General features: G+C 59.4%; 13 protein-coding genes and 2 tRNA genes. 13 read left to right on the forward strand and 2 right to left on the reverse strand.

What is annotated here, in order from left to right:
- Positions 1-100: 100 nt before the first annotated feature.
- From dnaA to ACLLJI_RS00060, 12 genes are all read left to right on the forward strand, one after another.
- A complete protein-coding gene (dnaA, locus tag ACLLJI_RS00005) occupies positions 101-1,507 on the forward strand; it encodes a chromosomal replication initiator protein DnaA (RefSeq protein WP_434616409.1) in 1,407 nt (468 codons plus the stop codon).
- Between the two features lie 512 nt (positions 1,508-2,019).
- A complete protein-coding gene (dnaN, locus tag ACLLJI_RS00010; protein WP_434616412.1) occupies positions 2,020-3,141 on the forward strand; it encodes a DNA polymerase III subunit beta in 1,122 nt (373 codons plus the stop codon).
- Positions 3,142-3,209: 68 nt separating this feature from the next.
- The gene (gnd, locus tag ACLLJI_RS00015) at positions 3,210-4,106 is read left to right on the forward strand and encodes a phosphogluconate dehydrogenase (NAD(+)-dependent, decarboxylating) (protein WP_434621738.1); all 897 of its coding nucleotides are present in this window, start codon (positions 3,210-3,212) and stop codon (positions 4,104-4,106) included.
- 22 nt (positions 4,107-4,128) lie between these two features.
- Positions 4,129-5,349, forward strand: a complete 1,221-nt coding sequence (gene recF / locus ACLLJI_RS00020) for a DNA replication/repair protein RecF (protein WP_434616415.1) — start codon at positions 4,129-4,131, stop codon at positions 5,347-5,349.
- The gene (locus ACLLJI_RS00025) at positions 5,339-5,875 is read left to right on the forward strand and encodes a DUF721 domain-containing protein (protein ID WP_434616418.1); all 537 of its coding nucleotides are present in this window, start codon (positions 5,339-5,341) and stop codon (positions 5,873-5,875) included. Before recF ends, ACLLJI_RS00025 begins: the two co-directional genes overlap by 11 nt.
- Before the next feature lie 457 nt (positions 5,876-6,332).
- Positions 6,333-8,333, forward strand: a complete 2,001-nt coding sequence (gene gyrB, locus ACLLJI_RS00030; RefSeq protein ID WP_434621741.1) for a DNA topoisomerase (ATP-hydrolyzing) subunit B — start codon at positions 6,333-6,335, stop codon at positions 8,331-8,333.
- 63 nt (positions 8,334-8,396) lie between these two features.
- Positions 8,397-11,045 carry a DNA gyrase subunit A gene (gene gyrA, locus ACLLJI_RS00035; RefSeq protein ID WP_434616420.1) on the forward strand — a complete coding sequence of 883 codons (2,649 nt, stop codon included), beginning with the start codon at positions 8,397-8,399 and terminating at the stop codon, positions 11,043-11,045.
- Positions 11,042-11,554, forward strand: coding sequence for a DUF3566 domain-containing protein (locus ACLLJI_RS00040; protein ID WP_434616423.1), 513 nt, complete (start codon positions 11,042-11,044; stop codon positions 11,552-11,554). Before gyrA ends, ACLLJI_RS00040 begins: the two co-directional genes overlap by 4 nt.
- A 100-nt stretch (positions 11,555-11,654) precedes the next feature.
- Positions 11,655-11,728: transfer RNA gene (locus ACLLJI_RS00045), tRNA-Ile, on the forward strand.
- A gap of 25 nt (positions 11,729-11,753) precedes the next feature.
- Positions 11,754-11,873, forward strand: coding sequence for a DLW-39 family protein (locus ACLLJI_RS00050; protein WP_283559623.1), 120 nt, complete (start codon positions 11,754-11,756; stop codon positions 11,871-11,873).
- Between the two features lie 34 nt (positions 11,874-11,907).
- Positions 11,908-11,983, forward strand: a tRNA-Ala gene (locus ACLLJI_RS00055).
- Positions 11,984-12,093: 110 nt separating this feature from the next.
- Positions 12,094-12,975 carry a DMT family transporter gene (locus ACLLJI_RS00060; protein WP_434616426.1) on the forward strand — a complete coding sequence of 294 codons (882 nt, stop codon included), beginning with the start codon at positions 12,094-12,096 and terminating at the stop codon, positions 12,973-12,975.
- Positions 12,976-12,993: 18 nt separating this feature from the next.
- Here the strand turns inward: ACLLJI_RS00060 and ACLLJI_RS00065 are convergent, their stop codons facing one another.
- Both ACLLJI_RS00065 and ACLLJI_RS00070 read right to left on the reverse strand, forming a co-directional pair.
- Entirely contained in the window at positions 12,994-13,878 is an 885-nt protein-coding gene (locus ACLLJI_RS00065; RefSeq protein WP_434616429.1) for a glycosyltransferase, read from the reverse strand.
- 112 nt (positions 13,879-13,990) lie between these two features.
- On the reverse strand, positions 13,991-15,010 hold the full coding sequence (locus tag ACLLJI_RS00070; protein WP_434616432.1) for a hypothetical protein: 1,020 nt from the start codon (positions 15,008-15,010) through the stop codon (positions 13,991-13,993).
- Positions 15,011-15,232: 222 nt separating this feature from the next.
- On the opposite strand from ACLLJI_RS00070, the gene ACLLJI_RS00075 reads away from it, so the two are divergent.
- On the forward strand, positions 15,233-15,763 hold the full coding sequence (locus ACLLJI_RS00075) for a peptidylprolyl isomerase (protein ID WP_434616435.1): 531 nt from the start codon (positions 15,233-15,235) through the stop codon (positions 15,761-15,763).
- Positions 15,764-15,766: the final 3 nt, after the last annotated feature.

Raw genomic sequence — 15,766 nt, forward strand, 5'->3', positions numbered from 1 at the left:
TGTGGATGACCGTTCCGCGGCAGCACTGTGCAGACTTCGCGCAGCGACGGGCCACACCGCGTAACCGAAGATCACGAGGGAAAAATGAGCAGGCGTACGAATGAGCACTGACGAGATTAATGATGTCGGGAGCTCATGGCGCCGAGTCGTCCGGATCCTGGAACAAAACGACCATGTCACGCCCCGGCAGCGGGGATTCGTCTTCCTGGCACAGCCCTTGGGATTGATCGGGACCACATTGTTGGTCGCCGTCCCCAATGAACTTACCCGCGAGGTGCTGCAGACGCAGCTCAAACGGGCCCTGGAGCATGCCCTCCGCGAGGTCTTTTCCGATGACATCCTGTGTGCCTTCAGTATCAACGCTGACCTGATGCCTGTTCAAGCAGAAGAAGAGCCCCAGGAACAGATCGTGGTCCGCCGCGAACCGGAGACCAAACCCGCACCCACTTTGCCCAGCACCTCGCAGGAGTTCGGACGCCTGAATCCGAAATACGTGTTCGATAGTTTCGTGATCGGCCAGTCAAACCGCTTCGCCCACGCTGCCGCCGTCGCCGTCGCCGAGGCGCCGGCCAAGGCATATAACCCGCTGTTCATTTATGGTGATTCCGGACTGGGCAAGACCCATCTTCTGCATGCGATCGGTCACTACGCCCGCCGCCTATATACCGGGATCCGTGTGCGGTACGTAAATTCAGAAGAATTCACCAACGATTTCATCAATTCGATCCGTGATGATGAGGGGGCGAGCTTCAAGCAACTCTACCGGAACGTCGACATCCTCCTCATCGATGACATCCAGTTCCTGGCGAATAAGGATGCCACCCAGGAAGAGTTCTTCCACACCTTTAACGCCCTGCACAATCACAATAAGCAGGTCGTCATCACCTCGGATCTGCCGCCAAAGCGGCTTTCCGGCTTTGAGGAACGGATGCGGTCCCGCTTCGAATGGGGCCTGCTGACGGATGTCCAGCCGCCCGAGCTGGAAACACGCATCGCCATTCTGCGCAAAAAGGCCATAGGGGAGGGGCTCTCGGCCCCTGATGATGCACTGGAATACATCGCCTCCAAAATCTCCACGAACATCCGCGAACTTGAGGGAGCCCTGATCCGGGTTACCGCCTTCGCGAGCCTTAACCGCCAGCCGGTGGACGTTGCCTTGGCGGAAATTGTACTCAAGGACCTGATAACCGATGAAGGTGCACAGGAAATCACGGCAACGGCCATCCTTGGACAGACCGCTGCCTACTTCAACCTTTCGCTGGAAGAGCTCTGCAGCAAGTCACGGACCAGGACCCTTGTCACTGCGCGCCAGATCGCCATGTACCTATGCCGCGAGCTTACAGACATGTCACTGCCAAAAATCGGTCAGGAGCTTGGCGGACGTGACCACACAACGGTTATCCACGCTGACCGAAAAATCCGGGAACTGATGGCGGAACGACGGGCCATTTACAATCAGGTCACGGAACTGACCAACCGGATCAAGCAGCAACAGCGCGAGGGATAGTCAGGTCACAAAAGCCACTGTGGATATGTCTGTGGATAACTGCGGGGATAACTGCACCTTGACGGTGCACAACTCCGCGCACCCTGTGAATCCCCGGAACTACAAGGAAAGTTGTCCACCGACAGCAGAACCTCGGGTGCGTTTGGTACACAACCTTTGCACAGGGGACATCCCCGGAGGGCCGCTTCCAGACAGAGTTATCCACAGTATCCACAACAGTTATTAACACTACGAATCCTAAAAACTGTGTTCTTCTAAACAACACTTACCTACTGCTCCAACCCTCGATCGCAGAGCCACCAAGGATGCATTCGCCGGCTGGCCAAGGCGCTAAGCTGTCTGCAAGCATGAAGTTCAGACGTGTAGTTCCACCTAGGTCCTTCCGGCCCTCGGAATTCCGGTCCGAATTCTTTTATGCCCGGGCCCCGCGCCCTTGCCGGATTTGGATCGACCGGCGTTCTGCTGGCTCACTTTGCGACGATAAATTTTAGGATGAAAGGCGGCACCCTTCCGTGAAGTTCCGAGTTGAACGGGATGTCCTGGCCGAGGCCGTCAGTTGGACAGCCCGGTCCTTGTCTCCGCGGCCCCCCGTCCCGGTACTGTCCGGATTGTTGCTCAGAGCCGAGGCAGGCACTGTCAGCCTTGCCAGTTTTGATTACGAAATTTCCGCCAGACTGGAAATTCCCGCCGACATCGCCGAAGAAGGAACGATACTGGTCTCTGGACGGCTGCTGGCGGACATCTGCCGAAGCCTCCCCTCCGCCCCAGTCGCAATCGAAACCGACGGAGCGAAAGTCACGCTCAGCTGCCGGAGCAGTCGATTCAACCTGGCAACAATGCCGGTGGCTGACTATCCCGAATTGCCTGCGCTGCCGAACATCAGCGGCACCGTATCTGGGGAAGCTTTTGCCCAAGCTGTTTCACAGGTCATCATTGCTTCCAGCAAAGACGACACGCTGCCCATCTTGACGGGGGTCAAGATGGAAATTGAAGATGACCTGATCACCTTGCTCGCAACCGACCGTTACAGGCTCGCGTTGCGTGAGGTACGCTGGCGGCCCGCTGTTCCCGGTCTTTCGACCAGTGCGCTGGTCAAGGCCAAAACGCTCAATGAAGTGGCCAAGACCCTTGGTGGTTCCGGCGATTTGAACATTGCCTTGTCTGACAACAGTGAACTTATTGGCTTTGAAAGCGGTGGCCGGCGGACGACGTCCCTCCTGGTCGACGGCGACTATCCAAAGATCCGTTCGCTTTTCCCGGATAACACGCCGATTCATGCCACCGTGGGGACGAGCGCTCTGGCCGAGGCTGTACGTCGAGTGTCCCTGGTAGCCGAGCGCAATACTCCGGTCAGGCTGGCCTTCACCGATGGACAGCTCAGTCTCGACGCTGGCACCGGTGAAGACGCCCAGGCCTCCGAGGCTCTGGAGGCTTCCCTGCTGGGCGAGGACATCACCGTTGCCTTCAACCCGCATTATCTCAGCGAAGGACTCAGTGCCTTTGACAGTAAATTTGTCAGATTCTCCTTCACCTCGGCGCCTAAACCGGCGATGATTACCGCACAGGCAGAACTCGACGGTGCGGATAACGATGACTACCGGTACTTGGTGATGCCCGTCCGGTTGCCCAGCTGACAGTACTGGGATGGTTGTCACCCGACCTGAACCAACAGCAGTTATTACCTCCAGAAAAGAGAAATACCGTGCATATCGGTCTCATCGGTCTTGGAAAAATGGGTTTCAATATGCGGGCCCGCCTCCGGGATGCCGGCATTGACGTCACCGGATACGACCGGAACCCCGAAGTAACCGATGTTCCCACACCGGCGGAACTGGTCAGGGCCTTGCCGACCCCGAGGATCATCTGGGTGATGGTTCCAGCAGGCGACGTTACGGACGCCGTCGTCAATGAACTATCAGGCCTGTTGGAGAGCGGTGACATGATCATCGACGGTGGAAATTCCCGTTTCACCGAAGATCAAAAGCACGGGGCCTCATTGGCCGAAAAGGGGATCAGGTTCGTCGATTGTGGAGTTTCCGGCGGAGTCTGGGGCCTGGCAAACGGCTATGGGCTAATGGCCGGCGGGGAAGCCGCCGACGTCGACGCAGCCATGCCGATCTTCGATGCCCTGCGGCCTGAAGGAACCCGTTCAGAAAGTTTTGTCCATGTGGGCGATCTCGGTGCCGGACACTACGCCAAAATGGTACACAACGGAATTGAATACGGATTGATGCAGTCTTATGCAGAAGGCTATGAGCTGCTGATGGCCAAGGACATCATCAAGGATGTGCCCGGGACATTCGCGGCATGGCAGAAAGGTACTGTCGTGCGCTCCTGGCTGTTGGATCTGATGGTCAAGGCATTGGAAGAGGACCCCGGACTCGCCAAAATTGCCGGTTTTGTTGATGATTCCGGTGAAGGCCGGTGGACAGTCGAGGAAGCTATCTCGAACTCTGTTCCTGCCCCCGCCATTACGGCGGCGCTCTTCGCCCGGTTTGCCTCCCGTCAGGACGATTCCCCGGCCATGAAAATGGTCTCTGCATTGCGCAATCAGTTCGGCGGGCACGCCACCAAAGCGGCCAAACCGGCGTCGTCCTAAGGGACGGGAACCTGAGCACGGCGTGTACCTGCAGCACCTGTCCCTGACCGATTTCCGCAGCTACGAACAGGTCGAACTACTGCTGGAGCCCGGCATTACCGTGCTCATCGGAGCCAACGGTTTTGGCAAGACCAATTTGGTGGAGGCCGTGGGTTATCTTTCCACGCTGAATTCCCACCGGGTCAGTTCTGACGGACCGCTGTTGCGTTTCGGCAGTGAACGGGCCATTATCCGGGCCAGACTCGTACGCGGTCAGCAGGCGGTCAGCATCGAGGTTGAGATCAATGCGTCGAGGGCGAATAGGGCACGAATCAATCGGGCCAATCCGGTCCGGGCCCGCGATGTCCTGGGCATCTGCAGGTCGGTGCTTTTTGCGCCCGAGGATCTGTCCCTGGTTAAGGGGGATCCGGGGAACAGACGGCGCTTTCTCGATGAACTGCTGGTCACTCTACTGCCGCGGCATGTCGCCACCCGTAGTGACTATGAACGGGTGCTCAAGCAGCGCAACGCCTTGCTGAAATCCGCCAGAAGCCAGCACTTTTCACGGTCTGGAGTGAGTGCGGCCAACGAAGCAACGCTGGATGTCTGGGATCAGCATATGGCATCTGCCGGCGCCGCCCTGCTGGCGGCCCGGCTTGAACTGATCGAAAGACTGAGACCACATTTAGCTGCGGCATATCGCCAACTGACCGACGGATCCAAGGAACTGAGTGCGCAGTACCGCTCAACGCTGGAGGACAACCTCTCCGACGACGGGAACGCCGCAGAGGACAGCGGGACGAAAGCGCCGCAGCCACGGGCAGTGGGAGGGTTAGCCGGATTGTCCATCGAAGAGCTGACGCTGAAGTATGTGCAGAGTTTCGCCGCATCGCGGCGACGCGAGCTGGAACGTGGGTTGTCCCTGGTGGGGCCCCACAGGGATGAACTGGAACTCGTATTGGGGTGCGCACCGGCAAGGGGCTATGCATCACACGGTGAAACGTGGTCCGTCGCGCTGTCGCTGCGGCTGGCCTCGTATTATGTTCTCCTGGAGGATGAACAGGTGGAAGGCAACGCGCCGATTCTGATTCTGGATGACGTTTTTGCCGAGCTGGATGTCCAGCGGCGCAGTAAACTGGCATCAATCGTGGCAGGGGCAGAACAGGTCCTGGTAACGGCCGCAGTGGACGCGGACATTCCCTCGGAGCTTTCGGGTGCGCAGATCCGTGTGATGCCTGGAGGAGTAGTAGTCGATGAAGGATGAAGATCCGGATCCGGCCGAGCAGCCCACCGGGATTGATGCGGCGCAGGCGGCATTGAATCGAATGCGTGCCGCTGCCGCCAACCGCGGCGAAATACGGCTGGCCCCGGGCCGCCGTCCACCTGACAAGACAAAATCCAAGCGGCGCTCCTTCCTGGATATCAAAGATTCCGGCCGCGATCCGTTGGGATTGGGAAACGTGGTCAATCGATTGATCAGCGAACGGGGCTGGTCCTCCCCCGTAGCGGTTGGTTCGGTGATGGCGCAGTGGAATACGTTGGTGGGCCCGGATATCTCGGCCCATTGCCAGCCGGAGAGTTTTACCGGCACCGCCTTGCAGGTTCGTTGTGACTCAACCAGTTGGGCCACTCAGCTGAGGCTGCTGAGTTCCTCACTGCTGGCGCGCTTCGATGCCGAGCTTGGGACCGGGGTCGTAACGAAGATCCAGGTGCTGGCGCCGGCTGCTCCAAATTGGCGCAAGGGTTACAGGACAGTCAAAGGACGCGGTCCCCGTGACACCTATGGGTAGGGAACCCAGGCTGGAACGTCCGCGGCAAAAACGCCATACAGGACGGCGGAAGGGCCCCATTGCGTATAGCCCCTCGACGAAGGCGTCGAAATAGTCTCCTGCCCTGCTTTTTCGGCCTCTCAGGCCCTATTCGTACATGTATTGGCATGCCGGCAAGGTAGAATTGAACGAAACACGGGACGCCGGAGACTGCCCGGGCCATGGGCTCACATGAAACGGCGGACCTAGGAATGTGTTTGCTGCTGGAGCGGCCCGAGCCGGGTTCATCGCCCGGACAGACCGTATCCTCAGCCACAAACGAAGAATAGAGGGGTCGAACGCGCCTGTGACTACCAGCAATCCGGAGAATACGGACCACGTGACGGACACGGAGAATACGGCGACGGCGACAGAAGATGCAGTGATCGGCGCCGACCAAGTGGTTTCGCAGAACAACCATCCGACTCCGGCCCACCCGATGGAATACGGTGCCAGCGATATCACTGTCCTTGAGGGCCTCGAAGCAGTCCGTAAACGCCCCGGAATGTACATCGGTTCCACCGGCCCCCGAGGACTGCACCATCTGGTGTATGAAGTGGTGGACAATTCGGTCGATGAGGCATTGGCCGGGTACTGCGATCACATCGAGATAACCCTGCAGGCAGACGGCGGCGTCAAGGTCGTCGACAATGGCCGCGGGATACCGGTGGATATCCATCCAACGGAGGGCAAGCCTACCGTCGAAGTTGTGATGACGATCCTGCACGCCGGAGGAAAGTTTGGCGGCGGTGGCTACGCGGTCTCCGGGGGTCTGCACGGTGTTGGTATTTCGGTGGTTAACGCGCTTTCGGAGCGGGTCAATACCGAGGTTCGCCGGCAGGGCCACGTCTGGAGGATGACATTCGTTGAAGGCGGGAGGCCGCAGGGCAGTCTGGTCATGGGCGAGGAAACCCAGGACACGGGGACCACCCAGACGTTTTATGCCGATCCGACCATATTTGAAAGCACCGCCTTCGATTTCGAGACTTTGCGCGCCCGCTTCCAGCAGATGGCTTTCCTCAACAAAGGGCTGAAGATCACGCTCACGGATGAGCGCCGCGCCAGTGTGCCGGTCTCGGACGAGGAAGATCTTGATTTGGACTCGCTGGGCACTGGCAGCCAGGCAACCGCGGGGCCCCGCCAAGTGGTCTACCAGTACAACGAGGGGCTGCTCGACTATGTGAAGTACTTGAATTCCTCGAAGAAGGTCGATGTGATCCATGAGGATGTCATCGCGTTCGAAACCGAGGATTCGAGCCGGAAGATGGCCGTTGAACTGGCGCTTCAGTGGACCACCGCCTATTCGGAGAGTGTCCATACCTACGCGAATACGATCAACACCCATGAGGGTGGCACCCATGAAGAAGGGTTCCGTGCCGCCATGACCTCGCTGATCAACCGCTATGCGCGTGAGAAGAACATCATAAAGGATAAGGATGAAAATCTCACCGGAGACGATATCCGCGAGGGCTTGACGGCGGTTGTTTCGGTTAAGCTGTCCGAGCCGCAGTTTGAGGGCCAGACCAAGACAAAGCTGGGTAACTCCGAGGTTAAGGGATTTGTCCAACGCGTGGTGACGGACGGGCTTGGCGATTGGTTGGAGCGGAACCCCGGACCGGCCCGGGATGTGATCCGCAAATCAATCCAGGCATCCCAGGCACGGCTAGCTGCGCGCAAGGCCCGGGAAAGCACGCGCCGCAAGGGTCTGTTGGAATCCGGCGGAATGCCCGGAAAGCTTAAGGACTGCCAGTCCAAGGATCCATCACTTTCCGAGATTTATATTGTCGAGGGCGACTCGGCCGGCGGTTCGGCAGTGCGTGGCCGAAATCCAACGACCCAGGCCGTCCTGCCGCTGCGCGGAAAAATCCTCAACGTCGAGCGTGCACGGCTTGACCGTGCCCTCGGCAATGCTGAGGTACAGGCCATGATCACAGCCTTTGGTGCCGGAATCGGTGAGGACTTTGACGTTCTCAAGGCGCGGTACCACAAGATCGTGTTGATGGCCGACGCTGACGTGGATGGCCAGCACATCACCACGCTCCTGCTGACGCTGTTGTTCCGCTACATGCGCCCGCTGATCGAAAACGGCTACGTGTACTTGGCACAGCCCCCGCTCTACCGGATCAAGTGGACCAACGCTCCGCATGACTACGTCTACAGCGACCGTGAGCGCGACGCCGTGATGGCTAACGGGCTTGCCAACGGACGCCGTATTCCCAAGGATAACGGGATCCAGCGCTACAAGGGCCTCGGTGAGATGGACTACACGGAACTTTGGGATACCACCATGGACCCGGATCACCGCACCCTGCTTCAGGTCACCATGGAAGATGCAGCCGCCGCGGATCAGGTCTTCTCCATTCTGATGGGAGAGGACGTCGAGTCACGGAGGAACTTTATCCAGCAGAACGCCAAGGACGTCCGGTTCCTCGATATTTAGGGCTTTAACGAAGACCCTTTATATTACGGATCCGATATATATCTGGAATGGAATCTTTAGACAATGAGTGACGAAACCCCTGCATTGCCCGCGGGCACTGAAGATGTTATTGAAGGTGCGGTACTGACCGACCGTGTGGAACAGGTGGACCTGCAGACTGAAATGCAGCGGTCCTACCTGGATTACGCCATGGCTGTCATCGTGGGCCGGGCGCTGCCCGATGTACGGGATGGCCTGAAGCCGGTGCACCGACGGGTTATCTACGCCATGTTTGACGGTGGCTACCGGCCGGAGCGCTCGTTCAACAAGTGCGCCCGAGTGGTGGGCGAAGTTATGGGTCAGTATCACCCACATGGAGATATGTCGATCTACGACGCTTTAGTGCGCCTGATCCAGGACTGGACCATGCGGTACCCCCTTGCGCTGGGGCAGGGGAACTTCGGCTCGCCCGGTAACGACGGAGCCGCAGCTCCGCGTTACACGGAAACCAAGATGGCTCCGCTGGCGATGGAGATGGTCCGCGATATTGACGAGGAAACTGTCGATTTTCAGGACAACTACGACGGTAAGAATCAGGAACCGACGATTCTTCCGGCCCGGTTCCCTAACCTGCTGGTCAACGGCTCCTCTGGCATAGCCGTCGGCATGGCGACGAACATCCCGCCGCACAACCTGCGTGAGGTGGCGGAGGGTGTGCAGTGGTACCTGGCCAATCCTGGGGCAAGCCGCGAAGAGCTGCTGGAGGCGCTGATCCTGCGCATCAAGGGACCCGATTTTCCCACCGGTGCCCAGATCCTCGGTCACAGCGGCATTGAGGACGCCTACCGTACCGGACGCGGGTCGATCACCATGCGCGCCGTCGTGAATGTGGAGGAAATCCAGGGCCGGACCTGTCTGGTTGTTACGGAACTGCCTTTTCAAGCGAACCCTGACAATCTGGCGATCAAAATCGCGGAACTGGTCAAGGACGGCAAGATTTCCGGTATTGCCGACCTCCGCGATGAAACGTCAGGTCGTACGGGACAGCGGCTCGTCGTCGTACTTAAGCGCGACGCCGTCGCCAAGGTAGTGCTGAACAACCTCTACAAGCACACCCAGCTGCAGGACAACTTCGGTGCCAATATGCTGGCCATTGTGGATGGCGTCCCGCGTACCCTCAGCCTTGACGCGTTCATCAGACACTGGGTTACGCACCAGATGGATGTCATTGCCCGACGTACCCGGTATAGGCTCCGCAAGGCGGAGGAAGCGGCGCATATTCTGCGCGGCTACCTCAAGGCCCTCGATGCCCTGGATGAAGTCATCGCGCTGATCCGTCGGTCGCAGACCGTTGAGGATGCCCGCAATGGACTGATGGGCCTGCTGGAGATCGATGAGATCCAGGCGCAGGCCATTCTGGATATGCAGCTGCGCCGTCTCGCCGCTTTGGAGCGGCAGAAAATCCAGGATCAGCACGCCAAACTCGAAGCCGAGATTGTTGAATACAACAGAATTCTCGCTTCGGAGGACGTTCAGCGCGGCATTGTCAGCACGGAACTGCAGGAGATTGCCGACAAGTACGGCGATGACCGCCGTACGCAGATCATGCTTGGATATGACCCGAACATGAGCATGGAAGATCTCATTCCCGAAGAGGAAATGGTGGTCACCATTACCCGCGGCGGTTATGTAAAGCGCACCCGCAGCGATAATTACCGCTCACAGCACCGCGGCGGCAAGGGCATCAAGGGTGCTCAGCTTCGTGGCGACGATGTAGTGGAACACTTCTTTGTCACCACGACGCACCACTGGCTGTTGTTCTTTACCAATCTGGGCCGCGTGTACCGGGCGAAGGCTTACGAACTGGTGGAAGCCGGCCGGGATGCCAAGGGCCAGCATGTCGCAAATCTGCTGGCCTTCCAGCCGGACGAAACGATAGCCCAGGTGTTGGACCTGCGCGACTACGTGCAGTCGCCTTACCTGGTGCTGGCCACGAAGAATGGCCTGGTGAAAAAAACCCGGCTTGAGGACTATGACACCAACAGATCCGCTGGAGTGATTGCCATCAACCTGCGGGACGCTGATGAGCTGGTGTCGGCGCAGCTCGTTTCCGAAACCGACGATCTGCTGCTCGTTTCACGTAAGGGTCAATCGATCCGTTTTACCGCCACCGACGAGGTGCTGCGGCCGATGGGCCGGGCGACATCCGGTGTAACCGGGATGAAATTCCGTGGCACCGACGAGCTTCTGGCCGCGGATGTGGTGACCGAGGATTCCTTCGTGTTTATTGTCACTGAGGGCGGTTATGCGAAACGGACCGCCGTCAGCGAATACCGCTTGCAGGGCCGGGGCGGGCTGGGTATCAAGGTGGCAAAACTGGCCGAGGACCGTGGTGATCTGGTGGGCGCGCTCATCGTTCAGGAGGACGACGAAGTACTGGTGGTCATGGGCGGCGGCAAGATCGTGCGCTCCAACGTCAGCGAGGTCCCGGCAAAGGGCCGCGACACCATGGGAGTCGTTTTCGCCAAGCCAGACAAGAACGACCGCATCATCGAGGTGGCGCGCAACAGTGAGCGTGGCATCGAAATCGAGGAGTCCGAAGAGCCCGATGAGGACTCTACCGTGGACAACGCACCGGTTGCGGACGCGCACGGGTCCGCTGAAAGCGGCGATCAGCACGTCCATGAAGTACCGTTAACTGACGATGACGCTAGCAGTGGAGGTACCGATTGAGCACGAGTAACTCAAACCCCAGGCCGTCTACCGGCCCGCGGGTGAGTGCGCCGGCGCGGCCGCCGCAGCGCCCCGCTGCCCCCTCCGCAGCCCAGCGGCCCACGAACAGCAGGCCCGCCCTGGTTAAACCCGCACCTAAGGCCAAGGCCAGGCGGGCCCGCCTGCTGGTCAGTAAGATCGATCCATGGTCCGTCCTTAAGATGGCCTTCCTGCTCTCCGTGGCGCTGGGCATTGTTACCGTCGTGGCCTCGATTGTGCTGTGGACAGTGCTGGATTTGACCGGCGTCTTCGAGAAAGTCAACTCGCTCATGACGGATATCCAGGGTTCGGAGGGCGGTGGGTTTGATCTGAAGAAATTTGCCTCGCTGGGACAGGTTGCTTCCTTCGCCACGATCATCGCGGTGGTCAACGTGGTGTTGCTGACGGCGTTGTCGATGCTCTCCGCCGTGCTGTACAACATCTCCGCCACCTTGGTGGGCGGCATCGGCCTGACCCTCACAGATGACTGATCCCTCATCGGTCCGGGACGGTGCCATCTGTTGAGTCGCCACGATTTGGGCAGAACGTGAAGGTGCTGTAAAGTTTTATTTCGGCCCGCCAAGGGCCGGAGGGCGCATAGCTCAGGCGGTTAGAGCGCTTCGCTGATAACGAAGAGGTCCCAGGTTCAAGTCCTGGTGCGCCCACGGAACCTACCCTCCGGAGGTACTTGTGAAGAAGTTGCTGGTTATTGGAGCAGCTGTTGCAGGGGCTTTGGTGCTTCGCAGGAAGTGGCAGGAATCCAAAGTTCAGAAAACCAACTGGAACCAGGCGACTGATAAGGTGGAATAAGTCCGGTTACACTGGTAGTACGAAGTATTCCTATGGGGGCATGGCGCAATTGGTAGCGCACCTGCTTTGCAAGCAGGGGGTTCGGGGTTCGAGTCCCCGTGCCTCCACCATAGAAAACGTCCCGGTCAGCATTTGCTGACCGGGACGTTTTGTCGTCGCCTCCGGTGGCCTTTGGGCAGCCTTCACTCGGCGGCTGGGCCGGTGACTTATGGTTGGAACAGTGAACTATTTATTGGCCGCATTGGGTATCATCGGCGTTTCTGCGTCTGGTCCCATTATGGCGGCAACGGCGGCGCCTGCTCTTGCCATAGCGTTTTGGCGGAACTCGCTGGGGGCCGTCATTATGGGTGTCCCTGCAGGGATCCGCCAGCGCACGCGTTTCCGTCAGCTTGGCACGGCGGAATATCAATGGTCGGCCATTGCCGCCGTGGCGCTGGCACTGCACTTTGCCTGTTTCATTTCCGCCTTGAAACTGACCAGCGTTGCTGCCGCCGCCGCGTTGGTTTGTCTGCAGGCCGCCTGGATCGCCTTCTTTCAGCTGTTCGGCGGCATCCGGCCCGCTCGTGCTGTCCTCGGCGGCTTGGGAACGGCCCTGGCCGGGGTGCTGGTGATTTCCGGCTTTGACCTGACGGTGTCGCCAGAGGCGATTCTGGGGGACGGGCTGGCAGTGGCCGGTGGCGCCCTGGCAGCCTTGTACACTATGGCGGGCGGACAAGCGCGCCGCACCATGTCGACAGGCGTTTACACCACCCTGTGCTACGGAGCCTGTGCCCTCCTGCTGGCCGTGATGTGCGCGGCCCTCGGACAGCCCCTTACGGGATTTGATGGGAGGGCGTGGCTCGGAATTTTAGCCGTAACCCTGGTGGCGCAGATCATGGGGCACAGCATTTTCAATCACCTGTTGGCGACGATCAGCCCCTTGGTGGTCTCGATGATTATCCTGTTGGAGATTCCCGGTGCAGCTGTGCTCGCGGCGGTTTTCTTGGGTGAGAAACTTCCCGGCGGGACCTATGTGGGTCTGGGACTGATTCTGGCCGGCCAGGCGGTCGTGGTGCTGAGGCAAGGGCGGTCCGGGGTGAAAGCGCCACGTCCTCCGCAGTAACCCAGCAGCCGCTCCGGATCAGCGCGGCCGGCGCGCCATTTGATTGACACCGGCGGTATGCAAGGACCTGAGGACCTTGGCGGGAAAATAGACCGAGAAGAACACCACCATAGGAGCCTTGAGCGCAATCTTCCGCACGTTGTGGGCCCTGTAGGTACGCTCGAAGCGGTTAACGTAATAGCGGTAATCCTTAAGGGAATCCTCCAGCCGGCGCGCGGACATACCGCTGACCATGGTGGGCACGTACTGAACCCTGAGCAGATGGTCCGCCAAATGCAGCGAAACGTCGATGTCCTCGTGCATCTCATCGCGTTCATCCCGACACGTCTCAGACCGGATTTCCTCCCACGCCGAACGGCGCAGAGCCATATTAGAGCCGAAGAGGAAATGGTACTGGTGCTTGGCCAGCCGCAGCATCAGCTGCCGCATTTTGTCGTCGGCTTTGAGACCGAAGCGGCGCAGCGGCATGTCGTAGTAGACCACCGGCCCTGTTACCGCGGAGACGGCGGGATCCAGGAAGGCATTCTGGACCTGTTCCACCCAATCCGGTTCCAGGACCGAATCGGCGTCGATGCGGCCCAGCACATCTCCGCTCGCCCGGTTGAGACCGAAATTGCGTGTTGGGATCAACCCCTGCTCCGCACTTTGATGCACCAGGAGTATCGGGCTTTCGGGGTATTCGGTTTGCATTTGACGGACTATCCGGCAGGTTTGGTCCGTGGATCTATTGTCCACGACAATGATCTCGTCTGCAGGGACCGATTGGTAGACGGCCGCCGTGAGACACTGCCGGATAACGCTTTCCTCGTTGTATGCCGGGATCACGATGGAAACGCTCGGCCGGGCCTCTGCCGCTGCAAAGGACCGTTCCGGGGAACCCTCATCGGCTGTTTCGTATGGCATTAGGCCAAATCTAGCACCCTGAACACGGCAGCGGAGGGACCCCCACCGGGAGTCCCTCCGCTGCCTAACCCGGACGGCTCAGAGAAAAGAACCGGCCCGTACAGTAACTTGTCTACTGGTCTTTGGCTTTGTCCGCCGGATGATCAATATGCGCGGCGATGTTATTGACGGCGGTCTTGGCGTCCTTGGCTACGTGTTTGCTCGCGCCGGGTGCTTCATCTGCGGCATTGACCGCGGACTCGGCTGCGTCGTCGGCCTTGCCGCCCACCGTGTCCTTAACGTCGTCGGCCTTGTCGCCCACCGTGTCTTTAACGTCGTCGGCCTTGTCGCCCACCGTGTCTTTAACGTCGTCGGCCTTGTCCTTGGTGGCAGTGGCCAGGTCGTTGGCCTTTTCCGCTGCGGCATCCTTGACGTCGCCTGCTTTGTCCTTGACTGCGTCGGTCAGGGAGGTCGACGGGGAAGGACTGACCGGAGCCGGGGTCTGCCAGGGATCTTCGACCGGTCGGGAAGCCCTCCAAGCGGCGGCACCGGCAGCCACCGCAGCGGCCACCACTCCGACGACGAGCCAGCCCTTATGGCCACTCTTGCCCTGTCGGGCCAGCTCCGCGGCGGTCTTCTTGCCGGCCTTCGCGGCGGCCTTCTGCGCTTTGGCGATAGTCTTCTTGTCGCCGGTGAGTTTTGCAACCACAACATTGACCTGTTCCGGTGTCTTGGCGTTTTCGAGTGCCTTGCCGAAGGCCTGCGCTGCGTCGCCCAATTTTCCGGACAGCAGCGGCAGGTAGTCACCGACTACCTTGTTCTTGGCCGTTGAAATGGCGGGTGCAGCCTTGTCCAGGGTTTCCTGGATGCGAGGCGTTGCCCCATCCACCGCGTCCGAAATTCGCGGGGCCAGCCTTTCCAGTCCCTCCTGAATCCTCGGAGTCACATTCGCCACGCCCTCGGCGGTGTAGTGTGCTGCCTTGCGGAGGGTGTCCTGCACCATGGGAGAGGCGCTTTCAAGCCCTTTCTCCAATTTCGGGACGGCCCAGTTCAAGGCCGCCTCCACATGAGGAGCTGCCCAGTCGCGCGCAGTTTCCACGCTGTTGGTCAGCGTGTCCTCCAGGTCGTGGGTAATGCGGTCTGCTTTCTTCACAACTACCTCCCGGATTATTTGACAATTCCCTGTTTAGCCTACGTTGATTGGCTGCTCCCGGCTATTCCCTCAGCGTCGGTCGGTGGCGGCAGACGCCCAGATATTCCGTTGAATCGCTGTTTTAAGCGGAAATTCCGCTCCACGCCGGCGCACAGGTTCACTGAACGCTGAACTCCGGCAGCGGTACGGTGTCTTCACCGCCTAACGTGGCAGAATGGCGCCATGACTGCTATCCCAACCGCAAAAGCAACCATTCATACCAATCACGGAGATATCCTGGTTAACCTCTTCGGCAACCACGCCCCGAAGACGGTCAAGAACTTCGTTGGTCTGGCAACCGGAGAGATTGCCTGGAAGCACCCGGCCACGGGTGAAGAGAGCAACGCACCACTTTACAGTGGGACGATCTTCCACCGCATCATCAAAGACTTCATGATTCAGGCCGGCGACCCCCTGGGGCGTGGAACCGGCGGTCCCGGTTACCAGTTCGGCGATGAAATCCATCCGGAACTGAACTTCAACGAGCCCTACAAACTGGCCATGGCCAACGCCGGCCCCGGGACCAATGGCTCGCAGTTTTTCATCACCACCATTCCCACTGGCTGGCTGCAGGGCAAGCACACCATTTTCGGCGAAGTTGTCGATGCTGACTCCAAGGCCGTCGTCGACGTTATCGAAGGCGTATCCACCGGCCCGGGCGACAAGCCGCGCGAGGACGTTGTGATTAACAGCATCACCGTCGAGCAGCTCTAACAC

It is taken from the genome of Arthrobacter sp. A5, assembly GCF_051131705.1.
Lineage (GTDB): Bacteria > Actinomycetota > Actinomycetes > Actinomycetales > Micrococcaceae > Arthrobacter_M.

Excerpts from the sequence above, each read along its gene's own strand:
- ACLLJI_RS00075 (WP_434616435.1), top strand. The coding sequence starts at position 15,233 with ATGACTGCTATCCCAACCGCAAAAGCAACCATTCATACCAATCACGGA.
- ACLLJI_RS00065 (WP_434616429.1), bottom strand. The coding sequence starts at position 13,878 with ATGCCATACGAAACAGCCGATGAGGGTTCCCCGGAACGGTCCTTTGCA.
- gyrB (WP_434621741.1), top strand. The coding sequence starts at position 6,333 with ATGGAATACGGTGCCAGCGATATCACTGTCCTTGAGGGCCTCGAAGCA.
- gyrA (WP_434616420.1), top strand. The coding sequence starts at position 8,397 with ATGAGTGACGAAACCCCTGCATTGCCCGCGGGCACTGAAGATGTTATT.
- dnaA (WP_434616409.1), top strand. The coding sequence starts at position 101 with ATGAGCACTGACGAGATTAATGATGTCGGGAGCTCATGGCGCCGAGTC.
- ACLLJI_RS00025 (WP_434616418.1), top strand. The coding sequence starts at position 5,339 with ATGAAGGATGAAGATCCGGATCCGGCCGAGCAGCCCACCGGGATTGAT.